This is a genomic window from Stutzerimonas stutzeri KOS6 (assembly GCF_000307775.2).
Lineage (GTDB): Bacteria > Pseudomonadota > Gammaproteobacteria > Pseudomonadales > Pseudomonadaceae > Stutzerimonas > Stutzerimonas stutzeri_B.
On sequence record NZ_KK020676.1, the window covers coordinates 2,196,051 to 2,211,030 of the forward strand.

Here is a 14,980-nt window from a genome sequence, read left to right on the forward strand (position 1 = left end):
CACTCTTTGCTCAAGGATCACCCCAATGGCGCAGGGACGCGCCACCCAATCACGATGTGAGGACGCGACCATGAGCAAGCGATCACTCGAAGAACTGGTTACCCGATCGGATATCAGCGCCCTCCAGCCAATGGCTCACTGGCGCCGCGGCCGTCGTGGCGGTAACGACAGGTCGGGGCCGAACGCCGCTGCGCTGATCCAGCGTGCAGCAGGCGATGTTGGCATGCTGCGCTCGATCCTGCCCAGGCACTAACGCAGTCCCCTCTCCTTTCAATCGCTCGCAAAGGCCGCTCCCGGCGCCTCGTCGCCCTCTCGACGATCAGCGCAAACACAGCAGGCAGCCCTTAGGGTTACCACGGGGCAGCAGACGAAATCCGCTTCACTCAGCTGCCCTCACCTTTGCGCCGGACCGTTATCCACCCGCCCCTGCTGTCACCGGCACCCCGCCGGTTACTGCGGGTGACGGGGCAGCCTCAGCGAGATGAAGGCCGCGAGCATCACGAACAGCGACGAAACCCACAGGCAGGCCTGCAGCCCATAGGCCTGGAACACCCAGCCAGAGAGCAAGGTACCGATCAGGCGGCCCATCGCGTTGGACATGTAGTAGAAGCCCACGTCCAGCGAGACGCCATCTTCCTTGGCATAGCTGACGATCAGGTAGCTGTGCAGCGAGGAGTTCACTGCAAACAGCGCGCCGAACAGCAACAGCCCGCCGATCAACACCCACTGAGGCGATACGCCACTCGCCAGGCCGAGTGCGATGGCCGCCGGAAGGGCCGCCAGCAAAGCCGCCCAGATGAAGGCAGCGCGCCCATCCGGCAGTTGCCCGCGGCGCTTGCCGGTGATCGCAGGTGCCAGCGACTGGACGATGCCGTAGCCGATGACCCAACATGCCAGGAAACCTCCGACCATCCAGAAGTTCCAGCCGAACACCGTGCTCAGGTACACCGGCAAGGCGATGACGAACCACACATCACGAGCCCCGAAGAGAAACAGGCGCGCCGCAGAAAGCACATTGATCGCCTGGCTCTTGGACAGGATGTCCTTGAATTTCGGCTTGGCCTTCGCCTTGCCGAGGTCCCTCTTCAACAGCATCAGGCTGCCCAGCCAGATAACAGCCAGCACTGCAGCCATTGCCAGCACGGCGCCGGCGAACCCCAGCAGCGTGAGCAAGGCGCCGCCGAGGAAGAACCCCACGCCCTTGAGCGCATTCTTCGAGCCGGTCAGGATAGCGACCCACTTGTACAGCGTGCCCTGCTGACTGTCGGGTACCAGGAGCTTGATCGAGCTCTTGGCCGACATCTTGTTCAGGTCCTTGGCAATGCCGGACATCGCCTGTGCACCCATCACCCAGGGGACGGTCAGCCATGCGGCTGGCACGGTCAGCATCAGCAACGCCACCACTTGCATCGCCAGGCCAAGGTTCATCGTCCGGTTCAGGCCAAGTCGCGCACCGAGATAGCCGCCGACCAGGTTGGTGATGACGCCGAATATCTCGTAGAACAGGAATAGCGCAGCGATCTGCAGGGGCGAATAGCCCAGCTCATGAAAGTGCAGCACCACCAGCATGCGCAGCGCGCCATCGGTGAGCGTGAAGGCCCAGTAGTTACCGGTGACGATCAGGTACTGGCGCACCTCGGGGGACAGTCGGGCAAGGGCTTGCATGGCGGATTCCGGTTTGGTTGGCCTGGGGGTGACGCGAAGACGAGGACGGCGAAGATGCGGCTCAGCAGAGACGTGGGTGGAGGCGGAGCGGTGGCTGGAGCCCACTCATCGAGGCCGGGGCCGGTTTCGGCCCGTACCTCCCGCGTCACTCCAACCACGAGCACCTCGCCGTTTCAGCCAGCCAGTCCCACCTTGCGCGCCAGTTCGACGGTGCGGTTGGCGTAGCCCCATTCGTTGTCGTACCAGGCGTAGATCTTCACCTGCGTACCGTTGACGACCATCGTCGACAGCGCATCGATGATCGACGAGCGCGGGTCGGTGCGATAGTCGATGGAAACCAGCGGGCGCTCCTCATACCCGAGGATGCCCTTCAGCTCACCTTCGGCAGCTGCCCTGAGCAACTGGTTGACCTGTTCGGCATCGGTTGGGCGTTCGACCTCGAACACACAATCGGTGAGCGACGCGTTGGCCAGCGGCACTCGCACGGCGTGACCATTCAGCTTGCCGCGCAGTTCGGGAAAGATCTCGGCGATGGCAGTGGCCGAACCGGTGGTGGTCGGAATAAGGCTCATGCCCGACGCCCGCGCGCGGCGCAAATCCTTGTGTGGCTGGTCGAGGATGCTTTGCGTATTGGTCAGGTCGTGGATCGTGGTGATCGAGCCGTGGCGGATGCCGAGCTGCTCGTGGATGACCTTGACCACCGGAGCCAGGCAATTGGTGGTACACGATGCGGCCGTGACGATGCGGTGCTTCGCCGGGTCGTACAGGCCGTCGTTCACACCCATGACCACATTCAGCGCACCCGGCTCCTTGACCGGCGCACTGACCACGACACGTTTCACGCCCTGATCCAGATACTGCTGCAGCACCGCGACGGTCTTCATCTTGCCGCTGGCCTCGATGACCAGGTCGCAACCCGACCAGTCGGTTTCAGCAATCGTCTTGTTCGCGCTGACCGTCACACGTTGCCCATCGATCACCAGGCAGTCGCTGTCGAAACCGGCTTCATGCTGCCAGCGGCCATGTACGGAATCGAAATTCAGCAGGTGCGCATGGGTCGCTGCATCGCCTGCCGGGTCGTTGATATGGACGAATTCCAGCTCTGGCCAATCCCACGCCGCCCGCAGCGCCAGGCGTCCGATGCGGCCGAAGCCGTTGATGCCAACTTTGATGCTCATGGATGACTCTCTTCGAAGTGGATGAATCAGGGGGTTCGTGGCGCGAACATGATGATCGCCATGCCCAGCATCGCCACGGCGCAGCCGAGCAGGTCCCACCAGGTCGGGCGGATGCCGTCGACCAGCCACAGCCAGACCAGCGCAACACCGACATACACGCCACCATAGGCGGCGTACACGCGCCCGGCAGCGGTGGGATGCAACGACAGCAACCAGGCGAACAGCGCCAGGGAAAACGCAGCCGGCACCAGCAACCAGATACTCTTGCCGTGTTTCAGCCAGAGGTACGGCAGGTAGCAACCGACGATTTCTGCCACGGCGGTGATGACGAACAGGCCGAGCGTCTTCAGCATGGGGGCCTCGTCACGCGTCGAAGCGTTCGATCCAGCCGACGTGCGCCGGATGCTGGATCGCTCTGGGGCGAAGCGCCTGGACGCTGGCGATGGCGGCTTCGCGCGACACTTGCCGCTCGATCAGGATGCGTGCGGCGATCAGTCCGGTACGACCGGAGCCGCCCTTGCAGTGGATGGCGATGCTTTTTCCGGCATCCAGCAGTTCGTTGATCCGGGTAACGGATTGCGCCCAGGCCTGGTCGAAATCGTCCAGCGGTACCTGTTCGTCGGCTACCGGCAGGTGCAGCCACTCAAGGTCTCGTTCGGTACAGAGCTGCGACAGCTGCGCCACTTCGTTGCGCACCAGCTCCTCGCTGGGCATCAAGGTGATCAGCGCCTCGGCGCCGGCCGCCTGCAGGGTAGCCAACGCCTCGCCGACGCTGGTGGCTTTGCTACCGGGGCACGGTGTTAAGATCAGCCGGGCGGTGCTGCCGGGCACATCGAGAACATCGTAGGGATGGTTGGGCACGCGGGCGATTCCTGATAGTCAGATTGAACGTTGGTTGACGCGACGGGACAGCTCTTCGGCCGACTCCTTGCGCTCCGAATAGCGATCCACCAGATAGTCGGCGCGACCGCGGACCAGCAGGGTGAACTTGATCAGCTCCTCCATCACATCCACCACGCGGTCGTAGTAGGCCGAGGGCTTCATCCGCCCGGCATCGTCGAACTCGAGAAAGGCCTTGGCCACCGAGGACTGATTGGGGATCGTGAGCATGCGCATCCAGCGGCCCAGCACGCGCATCTGGTTCAGCGCGTTGAACGACTGCGAACCGCCACTGACCTGCATGATCGCCAGCGTCTTGCCCTGGGTCGGCCGCACCGCCCCCATTGCCAGCGGCACCCAGTCGATCTGCGCCTTGAATACCGCGCTCATCGAGCCGTGGCGCTCGGGCGAGCACCACACCTGCCCTTCCGACCACTGCATCAGTTCGCGCAGCTCCTGAACCTTGGGGTGGCTGTCCGGCGCATCGTCCGGCAGCGGCAATCCAGCCGGGTGAAAAATGCGTGTTTCAGCGCCGAAACGTTCGAGCAGGCGCGCCGCCTCCTGGACCAGCAGACGACTGTAGGAGCGCTCGCGGTTGGAGCCGTAGAGCAGAAGAATACGCGGCTTGTGCTCCGGCCCTGACGGCAAGCCGAGCGTGTCCAGATCCGGTAGGTCGAACAACTCGGAATCGATATTGGGCAGATCGTCGTACATGTGGCGTCCTGAAATCATTATTGGGGCCGGTGCGCATTTCAACGCAGCCAAGCCATTGTCGAGCGGAATCAGGCGCACACCGCCGAGCGTTCGGGGCGGTTGCGCATGTGTTCGAGGCGCTGCACGTTGTCACTCAGCCAATTTTTATTGGCCGCCAGGATCGGCTGCAGCATGTCGGTAATCCAGTCAGGCAGATGCGGGTGCAACCGGTAATAGACCCATTGGCCCTGGCGGCGGTCTTCCAGCAGTCCGCAGCCGCGCAGCAGTGCCAGATGGCGCGATATCTTCGGCTGGCTTTCATCAAGCGCGCAGGTCAGCTCGCAGACGCACAACTCGCCTTCACGAGCGATCAGCAGCGCGATCCGCCCCCGGGTTTCGTCTGCCAGGCATTTGAATACGGTAGTGGGTGTCAGGTGCTCGACCACGGGAATACCTTCGGCGAAATGTTCTGATCAGCACGGACGCGATCCGCTCATGGACCGTCTGAGCTGCGTGCCGATATGCATCCGGTTGCGCCGCTGCGTGCGGACCGGACATGGATGCTGCCCGCGCCCGGAACGTATGGCCAGGCAAATATATTGCTTATCGTATGAACAAGTAAAGCGCACTGAGCGGGCTTCACACCCAAGGAAAATGCAATCAGCATGCGTTTGCTTCAGTCAGAGCAATGGGCGTATATTCCGATCAGCGTATATAGCCGGATTCGAATATTACCGCTTGCTTCCAGAGAGAGCCCCTGATGACAGCATCCAACGTCTTCGATGTGATCATCATTGGCGCTGGGCAGTCGGCCCTGAGCACAGCCTACTTCCTGCGTCGCACATCGCTGTCCTATCTGCTGCTCGACGCCCAGCACGGCCCCGGCGGAGCCTGGCTGCATGCCTGGGTATCGCTGAAGCTGTTTTCACCAGCTGCCTGGAGCTCGATTGCCGGCTGGCCGATGCCTGCCCCTGGCGAACCGGGCAACCCTGCCCGCAACGACGTTATCGATTATTTGCGACGGTATGAAGACCGCTATCGATTTCCCATCCTGCGGCCGGTTCATGTCGACGCTCTCCGGCACGTGGACGACCTGTGGCAGGTAGAGGCCGGCGACCAGCGATGGCAGGCACGCGCCGTGGTCAGCGCGACCGGCACCTGGAGCAAGCCATTCATACCGCCCTACCAGGGCCGCGAGCTTTTCCAGGGCGAGCAGACTCATTCGGCGCATTACCATGCCCCCTCAGCGTTCGCAGGCAAGCGCGTAATGGTGGTCGGTGGTGGCAATTCCGGCGCACAGATTCTCGCCGAGCTATCCAGCGCCAGCGAAACACTATGGGTCACCCAGCAGCCGCCTGCATTCCTGCCCGACGACGTCGACGGCCGTGTGCTGTTCGAGCGAGCGACCGCACGCTGGAAGGCGCAGCAGGAAGGCCGCAGCATCGACGAGCCGATAGGTGGCTTCGGCGACATCGTCATGGTTCCACCGGTACGCGAAGCCCGCGAGCGCGGCGTGCTGGTGGCCGAGCGTCCATTCATGCGCTTTACCGAGAACGGCGTCGAATGGGCAGACGGGCACCGCGCCGAGCTCGATGCGGTGATCTGGTGCACCGGATTCCGCCCGGCCCTTGATCACCTCCGCGAACTTGATGTCATGGAAGACGATGGGAAGGTGCAGATGGATGGCACTCGTGTCGTGAGACAGCCCAACCTCTGGTTGGTGGGGTACGGCGATTGGACCGGCGCAGCCTCCGCCACGCTGATCGGCGTCACCCGTACCGCGCGAAGCACCGTCGATCAGATCGTCGAAGCGCTCGCCAGGACACCGCGGCAGCAACTGCAATAACCCCGATCATCATGCGAAAAGGTGTAGATATTGATGTCCAACCAATGTGAAGTGGTCGGCAAGAAGGCCGCCGGGGCCCCGCTCGGATTTTTCGAGCGCTACCTGACGCTGTGGGTATTCCTCTGCATCATAGCCGGGACCCTCCTGGGCCTGGGCCTGCCTGCCGCGGCGCAAGCGGTCGGCGCGCTGGAAATCGCCCACGTCAACATCCCGGTCGGGCTGCTGATCTGGGTAATGATCATCCCGATGCTGATGAAGATCGACTTCTCAGCGCTGCGGGAGGTCTATGCGCAGCGGGCGAGCATGGGGATCACGCTGTTCGTCAACTGGGCGGTCAAGCCGTTCACCATGGCGCTGCTGGGCTGGCTGTTCATCAAACATGTCTTCGCGCCCTGGCTACCGGCGGCCGAACTGGACAGCTACATGGCCGGCCTGATCCTGCTGGGCGCCGCTCCCTGCACCGCCATGGTGTTCGTCTGGAGCAACCTCTGCAATGGCAACGCCAATTTCACCCTGACCCAGGTCGCCCTGAACGACCTGGTGATGGTATTCGCCTTCGCCCCGATCGTCGCGCTGCTGCTCGGCGTATCCTCCATCCCGGTTCCATGGGACACCCTGCTGCTCTCGGTGGTGATGTACATCGTCATTCCACTGGCCATCGCCCAGTTCATCCGCACACGCCTGATGAAGCGCGGCGAACCGGCTTTCCAGGCCGTCCTGACGAAGGTTCAGCCGTTCTCCATCATTGCCTTGCTGGCGACCCTGGTCCTGCTGTTCTCCTTCCAGGGCGAAGCCATCGTTGCCCAACCGCTGATCATTGCGATGCTGGCCGTGCCCATTCTGTTGCAGACCTTGTTCATCGCCGCACTCGGCTACTGGCTCAACCGCCGTTTTCAGGTTCGTCACGATGTTGCCGGACCGTCGGCGATGATCGGAGCATCGAACTTCTTCGAGCTGGCGGTCGCGGTCGCCATCGTGCTCTACGGCTTCAACTCGGGTGCCGCCCTGGCGACGGTGGTCGGAGTACTGATCGAAGTCCCGGTAATGCTCTGGCTGGTACGCAGCGTCAATCGCAGCCGCAACTGGTACAACCGCGCGCTCGCAGCTGCCTGAGCGGAGAACCGCCAGCCAGCTGGCTGGCGGGGCCGCGCCGGACGGTGCTGGTCAGGGCTTCAGACCCAGCAGGTACAGCGCTCGACCAAGCACCCGTACCGAGTCCGCATGCTTGCCGGCATGGTGCAACTGCTCACCCTCGGCGCGCAGCTCGCGCACCTGCTGCAGCGTTGCCGCATCTTTCGGCGGATTGGTCTTGAGCTGCTCGTCGATCTTGGCCATGTCCATGGGACAGTGCATGGCCAGCAGCGGCGAGCTGAACAGGATTGCAAAAGCAAAAGCCGGGAGGCGTCGCATGGCTATTCTCCTGTGCAAGAGGCGCTCATGCAGTATAGCCAGCCCCGGCAGAAGCGCTGGCCGTCGAACCTGCCGACATGATCACAAGGGATTTTTTCGCCGCAAAAGAAAAAGCCCCAGACAGATAACCGTCTGGGGCTCTTCAATATGGAGGCCGATGTCGGAATCGAACCGGCGTACACGGATTTGCAATCCGCTGCATAACCACTCTGCCAACCGGCCTCAAAACGAGAGCGCCGCATGAAATCTGCGGCGCAATCTTACAAACTGGAGCGGGAAACGAGACTCGAACTCGCGACCCCGACCTTGGCAAGGTCGTGCTCTACCAACTGAGCTATTCCCGCGTTGTCTTGGTGACGGGCGCCATTCTATACGATCGGATGCTGCCGTCAACCCCTTGATTAAAAAAGTTTTATTTCTTTTCCGTGGTGCTCAGGTGAGGCCAGGCGGCCATCAGGTAATTGATCATGGACCACAGCGTCAGGCCCGCCGCGACGATCAGCAAGGCATAGCCCAGGCCAACCCACATGGTGGGCTGTGGCGGGTTCGCCAGCAGGATCACCAGCGCGACCATCTGTGCGGTTGTCTTCCATTTGCCCAGGCTAGAAACCGCCACCTGGGCTCGCGCGCCCAGTTCGGCCATCCACTCGCGCAGCGCCGACACGACGATTTCCCTGCCGATGATGATCGCGGCCGGCAAGGTCAGCCAGAGGTTCGCGTGCTCCTCGACCAGCAGCACCAACGCGACGGCCACCATCAGTTTGTCCGCGACCGGGTCGAGAAAGGCGCCGAACGGAGTGCTCTGCTGCAGTCGGCGCGCCAGATAGCCATCCAGCCAGTCGGTCAGGGCCGCCACGCTGAATACCGCGCTGGCAGCCAGATAGCTCCAGTAGAACGGGAGATAGAAAAGCAGGATGAAGATAGGTATCAGCAGCACGCGCAGTACGGTGAGCAGGTTCGGGATATTCATCGGTACCACTGATCGAAGGAATTCGGGACACAGTTTACTCACTGTGCAGAGCGGCATAAATCGACTCGGCAAGCTTTTTACTGATACCGGGCGCCTTGGCTATCTCATCGAGGCTGGCCCTGCACAGTTCCTGAAGACCGCCGAAATGCCTGAGCAGTTCGCGCCGGCGCTTCGGGCCGATACCCGGAACATCTTCCAGCGTAGACGTCCGCCGCGTCTTGCCACGCCGCGCGCGGTGACCGGTGATGGCGAAACGGTGTGCCTCGTCACGTACCTGCTGGATCAGGTGCAGCGCCGGCGAGTCTGCTGGCAGGGTGAACTCGTGCGCCGCATCGTTGAGATAGAGCGTTTCCAGCCCGGGCTTTCGAGTCACGCCCTTGGCTACGCCGAGCAGTATGAGATCCGGCACCGCCAATTCTTCCAGCACTTCGCGGGCCATGTTGAGCTGCCCCTTGCCACCGTCGACCAGCAGGATGTCCGGCAGCTTGCCCTCCCCCTCGGCCGCCTTGCGGAAGCGTCGCGACAATGCCTGGTGCATCGCCGCATAGTCATCTCCGGCGGTCACGTCCTCGATGTTGTAGCGTCGGTAGTCCGACTTGAGCGGCCCCTCCGGACCGAATACGACGCAGGAGGCCACTGTCGCCTCGCCACTGGAATGACTGATATCGAAACATTCGAGGCGCATCGGCGGCTCGTCGAGCTCCAGTGCCTCGGCCAGCGCCTCGAAACGCGCCGACAGATGCTGACGGTTGGCCAGACGTGCCGTCAGCGCCTGTTCGGCATTGGTCAGTGCCAGCTGCTGCCAGCGCGCACGAGTACCGCGCACACGGTGGGTAATCGTCAGCTCGAGGCCTCGCAGCTCGACGATGGCATCGATCAAGGTGGCGAAGTCTTCATGCACGGCATTGACGATCAACTCGCCGGGCAGATCGCGCTCGGACGCACCCAGGTAATACTGCTCGAGAAACGCCTGCAAGACCTCGCTGACGCTTTCCTCGATTGCGACCTGCGGGAAAAAATTCTTGCTGCCCAGCACGCGACCACCTCGCACGCTGATCAGATGTACGCAGGCCCCACCCGGACTCACCGTCGCCGCAACGATGTCGACGTCGCCGGAACCGCCTTCCATGCTCTGCTGGTCCTGAACCCGGCGCAGAATGCCGATCTGGTCGCGAATCTCGGCGGCGCGCTCGAAATCCAGGTTCATGGCGGCCTTTTCCATGTTGCGCGACAACTCTTCGGCCAGCGCATTACTGCGCCCTTCGAGGAACATCACCGAGTGCCGCACATCCTCGGCATACTCTTGCGGGTCGACCAGTTTCACGCAGGGCGCCTTGCAGCGCTTGATCTGGTATTGCAGGCAGGGCCGGGTGCGATTGCGGTAATAACTGTCCTCGCACTGACGCACGAAGAAAGCCTTCTGCAGCAGGCTGAGGCTCTCGCGAATGGCGCCGGCGCTTGGATAGGGGCCGAAATAACGGCCGGGTTCCTTCTTCGCGCCGCGGTGGATGCTCAACCGGGGAAATTCGCCTGCCGAGAGAAATACGTACGGATAGGATTTGTCGTCACGCAGGAGGATGTTGTAGGGCGGCCGCCACTGCTTGATCAGCGTCTGCTCGAGCAGCAGCGCCTCGGTCTCGTTCGCGGTGATGGTGGTTTCCACCTGCGCGATCTTGGCCACCAGCGCAGCGGTTTTCGGCGCCTGTCCGGTTTTGCGGAAGTAGCTGGCCAGGCGTTTCTTGAGGTTCTTGGCCTTACCGACGTAAAGCAGTTTGGCCTGCGCATCGAACATGCGATAGACACCTGGCCGGCCACTGCAGGCCGCCAGGAACGCCGAGGAATCGAAGGTTTCTGTCATCAGTTGACGGTATCGACCATCCCGTGGCGAACGGCCAACAGGGCGAGTTCGACATCACTGGTAATCGACAGTTTTTCGAAAATGCGATAGCGATAGGTGTTGACCGTCTTCGGCGAGAGGCAGAGTTTGTCGGAAATGCTCTGTACCTTCTGACAGTTGGCGATCATCAATGCTATCTGGATTTCCCGCTCCGAGAGCAGGTCGAACGGCGACTCGCTGAGTTGCGGCTGGAACGACTTCAGGGCCAGCTGCTGGGCGATCTGCGGACTGATGTAGCGCTGGCCGCCGAATACCATGCGGATCGCCTGGACCATTTCCTCCAGCGCTGCGCCCTTGGTCAGATAGCCCGCCGCGCCAGCTTGCAGCAGCCTCGTGGGAAAGGGGTCTTCTTCACAAATGGTCACGGCTATGACCTTCAGGTCTGGATAGCTGCGCAGCAGCTTGCGGGTCGCCTCGAGGCCACCGATGCCCGGCATCTTGACGTCCATCAGGACGACATCGGGCTTGAGCTCCCGGGCCTTGCGGATGGCATCTTCGCCGGAGTCCGCCTGGCCCACCACCTGCAGACCGGAGATGTCCGCCAGCATGCGGCTGATGCCCGTGCGAACCAGATCGTGGTCATCGACCACCAGCACCCTAATCAAGCAGACACCTCATTGACCGTATTGAAAGCTGGCTGGCTGCTCGCTTTTTCAGGAGCGCACTCTAACAAAAAAAACATCGATCTGGCCGATCCCGGCATAGGTAACTGACCGAGATCATGAGACTCGCGCTACAGCCGACGAACTGCATGATGAACACGGATGGACGGTCAAAGTCATACACCAAAGGGCTATATCTGGGGTAAGCCATGCTCACGTTGATCGCCGCACTGGTGCTGACGGCGACACACCTGCTGGCCGGCAAGCTACACGAGTTGCACAGGTTGCCGCGCAGTCGTTGGTTGTCAGCAGCCGGCGGCGTCGCCGTTGCCTATGTGTTCGTGCATCTGCTTCCGGAACTGGCACGCGGACAGCAGGTGATGGAGGACAGCGGACTACACCCATTGCGCTACCTGGAACATCACGCTTATCTGCTGGCCTTGATCGGCCTGGCCTGCTTCTACGGACTCGAACGGCTGATCAAGTCGCACCGCAGCGAACACCCCGACGAAGCGCCCTCGCATGCCAGCGTGTTCTGGCTGCACATCGCGGCGTTCGCCGGATACAACGCGCTGATCGGCTATGTTCTGGCGAACCGTGACCCCGGGCGAGCGCTCGAACTGATCTGGTACACCGTGGCCATGAGCCTGCACTTCATGGGCAACGATGTCGCACTTCAGCACGACCATCAACAGCTGTTCGCCCGACGCGGGCGCTGGATACTGGCGACTGCAACGCTGGTGGGCTGGGGCTTTGGAACGATCGCCGAGCTGTCCGATCTTGGCGTATCCGCCGTCACGGCATTCATCGCAGGAGCGGTCATTCTCAATGTGCTCAAGGAGGAACTGCCCTCCGAGCGAAACAGCCGCTTCGGCGCGTTCCTGCTGGGGGCGCTTGGCTACTCCTTTCTGTTGCTGCTGGCCTGAGCAATCCCGGTGGCATAGCGCAGTCGACCCAGATCTATCAGCCCGCTTCGGCGCCGCCGGTGCTGCCGTTGCCAGCCAGCAGATGGCTGAGTACCGAACGCATCTTGCCGGGCTTGACCGGCTTGTTCAGCACCGGCACGCCGCAGCCCTGCAACTGCTGGCGACACTGGTCGCTGCGGTCGGCGGTAATCATCACCACCGGCAGCGTATCAGCGAAGTGCTCGCGCACCGCCAGTACGACCTCCCAACCGGTAATACCCTGGTCGAGGTGGTAATCGGCAAGGATCGCGTCCGGCGCAACCCCGTTCAGTGCCGCCAATGCGCTCTGCTCGTCGGTGGCCGTCACTACCGTGCAGCCCCATTGCCCGAGTAGCGCGGCCATGCTGTGCAGAATGCTTTCCTCGTTGTCGATCACCAGCAGCCGCCGCCCAGGCAGCGGGTCGCCCAGTTGCGGAGCGATCACCGGTGCACTGATCCGCTCGCGAGGCACTGCCTCGGCCAAAGGCACGTCGATACTGAAAACCGAGCCGCATCCAGGCCTGGAGCGCACCAGCACGCGGTAGTCCAGCATCTTGGCGATGCGCTCGACGATGGCCAGGCCCAGCCCTACCCCGCTGCTCTTCGCGGACTTGCCGGTCCCAAGCTGGTTGAACTCGAGGAAGATCGAGTGCAGGTCCTCCTGCGGGATACCGCGGCCGCTGTCCCAGACTTCGATCCGCAGGGTCCCGGCGCGCCGCCGCGCCCCGATCAGCACGCTGCCGTGATCGGTATAGCGACAGGCATTGCTGAGGAAATTGCGCAGAATCCGTGTCAGCAGGCGGAAATCGCTCTTGATGGCATAACGGGGAATGTAGTGCTTCAGCTCGAGCCCTGCGGCGGCCGCTACTGGCTGAAACTCGGAAACCAGCGGCAGCAGGATGTCATCCAGTGGATAGACATCTATATCCGGCTTGATCGCGCTCTGATCGAGCTTCGAGATGTCGAGCAGATCGGTGAGCAGATCCTCGGCGCCCTCCAACGCCTGATGGGCACGCTCGACCAGATGCTGCTCGCTCGCTGGCAGGCTGCGCTCGCGCAATGTCGAAACCAGCAGGCGAGCCGCATTGAGCGGCTGGAGAAGATCATGGCTGGCGGCGGCAAGGTATTTATCCTTGCTCAGGTTGGCCGCCTCTGCTGCATCACGAGCTTCACGCAGTTCGCAGGTGCGCTCGGCCACGCGCTGCTCAAGCTCCTCATTGAGTTGCAGCAGGCGCAGCTGCGCCAGCTTGCGTTCGGTCACATCGGCCACGAACCCTTCCACCAGGCCTTCCTCGTCCGGCTTGAGCAAGAGGTTCATCACCACATGGATGGCACTTCCATCCTTGCGTCGCAGAAGCGTCTCGTAGCCGAACAGGCCGTGTTGCCGGCTCAAGATCTGGCGAATCCGCAACAGTTCGTCCTCGCCACCGATGAACAGGTGATGAGACAGATCGGTCAGTACCCATAGCGCCTCGTCAGGGCTGTCGTAGCCCAGCATGCGCGCCAGCGCCGGGTTCGCTGCCCGAATGCCTTCGTGCAGACTCGCCTGAAAGATGCCATGTACCGCATGCTCGAACAGCCATTTGTAGCGGTTGCGCTCGCTTTCCAGCTCTTCCAGGCGCGCCAGCAGCTCGGGGTAATGGCTTTTGCGCGCCGAATGGCTGCCGAAGCCGAGCAGTTGTGTCAGGGCCTGATGCTGGTCATCAGAGGGCTTCGGCATAAACGACCTCGACGTCCCGCTGCGTCGACGAGCGTGGATTGGTGAGAATGCAGGGATCTTGCATCGCATGCTGCGACAGGAACGGGATATCGGAAAGGTTCACGCCGTGCAGACTGAGGGTTTCCCGGAAGCCGATTCGCTGTTTGAGATCGATCAGATGCTGCACCAGCCGCTCGCGAACCTGACGGTGACTGAGCCCGCGCGCATCGATCCCGAGTGTTTCGGCGACCATCCGATAACGCTCCGGCGCGGCGTCGTAGTTGAACGCCACCACATGCTCGATCAATACCGCGTTGCAGACGCCATGCGGCAAGTCGAGGTAGCCGCCAAGGCTATGCGACATGGCATGCACGGCGCCGAGAATCGCGTTGGAGAAGGCCAGTCCGGCCTGCATGCTGCCGAGCATGATCTGTTCGCGCAGGACGATATCCGCCGGGTTGGCGATCATCTGCACCAGGTTGCCGTTGATCAAGCGCATGGCTTCCAGCGCATGCGGATCGGTCAGCGGGCCGTGGCCGGTGGAAACGAACGCCTCGATGGCATGCACCAGCGCGTCGATACCGGTACAGGCTGAAAGGAACGGGTCCATGCTGAGCGTGGTTTCCGGATCGATCAGCGAAACATCCGGCACGGCTGCCTTGCTGACGATGGAAAACTTCATCCGTTCTTCCTGGTTGGAGATGATCACGAACTGCGAGACATCCGCCGAAGTGCCCGCGGTGGTGGGAATCAGGATCAGCGGCGGGCTCGGCACTCGGAGCGTGTCCACGCCCTCGAACTCGTAGATATGACGTCCGTGGGCGGCGACGATACCGATGCCTTTGGCGCAGTCCATCGGGCTGCCGCCGCCGACCGCGACGATCACGTTACAGCCTTCGCTGCGATAAAGCTCCGCGCCCAGCATTACCTCTTCGCAGCGCGGATTGGGCGATACATCCGTAAACAGGCAGTGTGCGATGTTCTGTCGGTCGAGGCTTGCCTGCACATCGCCAACCCAGCCGGCCTTGACCACGCCGGGGTCGGAAACGACAAGCACCTTCCGCGCGCCGAAATTGGCGGCACAGTTACCGACGCTGTGGCGGCAGCCAGCGCCAAAGATGATTTCAGGGGATACGAACTTGCGCTGAAGGCTGATATTCGGGCTCATCAATGCGGCCTTTTTTATTTTTTGTAACA

General features: G+C 62.1%; 16 protein-coding genes and 2 tRNA genes. 4 read left to right on the forward strand and 14 right to left on the reverse strand.

The window, feature by feature from the left end; all coding sequences use genetic code 11:
* Window positions 1-70 precede the first annotated feature (70 nt).
* Window positions 71-253: a hypothetical protein gene (locus tag B597_RS38095; protein ID WP_003296379.1), complete on the forward strand. Its 183-nt coding sequence runs from the start codon at window positions 71-73 to the stop codon at window positions 251-253.
* 197 nt (window positions 254-450) lie between these two features.
* Here the strand turns inward: B597_RS38095 and arsJ are convergent, their stop codons facing one another.
* The 6 genes from arsJ to B597_RS38125 all read right to left on the reverse strand — a co-directional run bounded on the left by arsJ (window position 451) and on the right by B597_RS38125 (window position 4,861).
* Window positions 451-1,665, reverse strand: coding sequence for an organoarsenical effux MFS transporter ArsJ (gene arsJ / locus B597_RS38100; RefSeq protein WP_003296380.1), 1,215 nt, complete (start codon window positions 1,663-1,665; stop codon window positions 451-453).
* Between the two features lie 173 nt (window positions 1,666-1,838).
* Entirely contained in the window at window positions 1,839-2,843 is a 1,005-nt protein-coding gene (locus B597_RS38105; protein ID WP_003296381.1) for an ArsJ-associated glyceraldehyde-3-phosphate dehydrogenase, read from the reverse strand.
* 26 nt (window positions 2,844-2,869) lie between these two features.
* On the reverse strand, window positions 2,870-3,196 hold the full coding sequence (locus B597_RS38110; protein WP_003296382.1) for a YnfA family protein: 327 nt from the start codon (window positions 3,194-3,196) through the stop codon (window positions 2,870-2,872).
* A 10-nt stretch (window positions 3,197-3,206) separates the two neighbouring features.
* The gene (locus B597_RS38115) at window positions 3,207-3,704 is read right to left on the reverse strand and encodes a cyclin-dependent kinase inhibitor 3 family protein (RefSeq protein WP_003296383.1); all 498 of its coding nucleotides are present in this window, start codon (window positions 3,702-3,704) and stop codon (window positions 3,207-3,209) included.
* An 18-nt stretch (window positions 3,705-3,722) separates the two neighbouring features.
* Window positions 3,723-4,436, reverse strand: coding sequence for an arsenical resistance protein ArsH (gene arsH, locus B597_RS38120; RefSeq protein ID WP_003296384.1), 714 nt, complete (start codon window positions 4,434-4,436; stop codon window positions 3,723-3,725).
* A 68-nt stretch (window positions 4,437-4,504) separates the two neighbouring features.
* On the reverse strand, window positions 4,505-4,861 hold the full coding sequence (locus B597_RS38125) for a metalloregulator ArsR/SmtB family transcription factor (protein ID WP_003296386.1): 357 nt from the start codon (window positions 4,859-4,861) through the stop codon (window positions 4,505-4,507).
* Window positions 4,862-5,175: 314 nt separating this feature from the next.
* Here B597_RS38125 and B597_RS38130 point away from each other — a divergent pair, with 314 nt between their 5' ends.
* Window positions 5,176-6,261: an ArsO family NAD(P)H-dependent flavin-containing monooxygenase gene (locus tag B597_RS38130; protein WP_003296388.1), complete on the forward strand. Its 1,086-nt coding sequence runs from the start codon at window positions 5,176-5,178 to the stop codon at window positions 6,259-6,261.
* A gap of 33 nt (window positions 6,262-6,294) precedes the next feature.
* A complete protein-coding gene (gene arsB, locus B597_RS38135; protein ID WP_003296389.1) occupies window positions 6,295-7,374 on the forward strand; it encodes an ACR3 family arsenite efflux transporter in 1,080 nt (359 codons plus the stop codon).
* 51 nt (window positions 7,375-7,425) lie between these two features.
* On the opposite strand, the gene B597_RS38140 is transcribed toward arsB, so the two are convergent.
* The 6 genes from B597_RS38140 to uvrY all read right to left on the reverse strand — a co-directional run bounded on the left by B597_RS38140 (window position 7,426) and on the right by uvrY (window position 11,143).
* Window positions 7,426-7,671 (reverse strand): hypothetical protein, encoded by a 246-nt coding sequence (locus tag B597_RS38140; RefSeq protein WP_003296390.1) that lies wholly within the window; start codon window positions 7,669-7,671, stop codon window positions 7,426-7,428.
* Between the two features lie 148 nt (window positions 7,672-7,819).
* Window positions 7,820-7,893 (reverse strand) — tRNA-Cys (locus B597_RS38145).
* Window positions 7,894-7,939: 46 nt separating this feature from the next.
* Window positions 7,940-8,015, reverse strand: a tRNA-Gly gene (locus tag B597_RS38150).
* Between the two features lie 68 nt (window positions 8,016-8,083).
* Window positions 8,084-8,641, reverse strand: coding sequence for a CDP-diacylglycerol--glycerol-3-phosphate 3-phosphatidyltransferase (gene pgsA / locus B597_RS38155; RefSeq protein ID WP_003296391.1), 558 nt, complete (start codon window positions 8,639-8,641; stop codon window positions 8,084-8,086).
* A 34-nt stretch (window positions 8,642-8,675) separates the two neighbouring features.
* Window positions 8,676-10,499: an excinuclease ABC subunit UvrC gene (uvrC, locus tag B597_RS38160; RefSeq protein ID WP_024162209.1), complete on the reverse strand. Its 1,824-nt coding sequence runs from the start codon at window positions 10,497-10,499 to the stop codon at window positions 8,676-8,678.
* Window positions 10,499-11,143 (reverse strand): response regulator transcription factor GacA, encoded by a 645-nt coding sequence (gene uvrY, locus B597_RS38165; protein ID WP_003296393.1) that lies wholly within the window; start codon window positions 11,141-11,143, stop codon window positions 10,499-10,501. The genes uvrC and uvrY overlap by 1 nt, the downstream gene beginning before the upstream one ends.
* 206 nt (window positions 11,144-11,349) lie before the next feature.
* On the opposite strand from uvrY, the gene B597_RS38170 reads away from it, so the two are divergent.
* Window positions 11,350-12,066 carry a hypothetical protein gene (locus B597_RS38170; RefSeq protein ID WP_003296394.1) on the forward strand — a complete coding sequence of 239 codons (717 nt, stop codon included), beginning with the start codon at window positions 11,350-11,352 and terminating at the stop codon, window positions 12,064-12,066.
* A gap of 37 nt (window positions 12,067-12,103) precedes the next feature.
* Here the strand turns inward: B597_RS38170 and B597_RS38175 are convergent, their stop codons facing one another.
* A complete protein-coding gene (locus B597_RS38175; RefSeq protein WP_003296395.1) occupies window positions 12,104-13,804 on the reverse strand; it encodes a hybrid sensor histidine kinase/response regulator in 1,701 nt (566 codons plus the stop codon).
* Window positions 13,788-14,951 (reverse strand): alcohol dehydrogenase-like regulatory protein ErcA, encoded by a 1,164-nt coding sequence (gene ercA / locus B597_RS38180; protein ID WP_003296396.1) that lies wholly within the window; start codon window positions 14,949-14,951, stop codon window positions 13,788-13,790. The genes B597_RS38175 and ercA overlap by 17 nt, the downstream gene beginning before the upstream one ends.
* Window positions 14,952-14,980 lie beyond the last annotated feature (29 nt).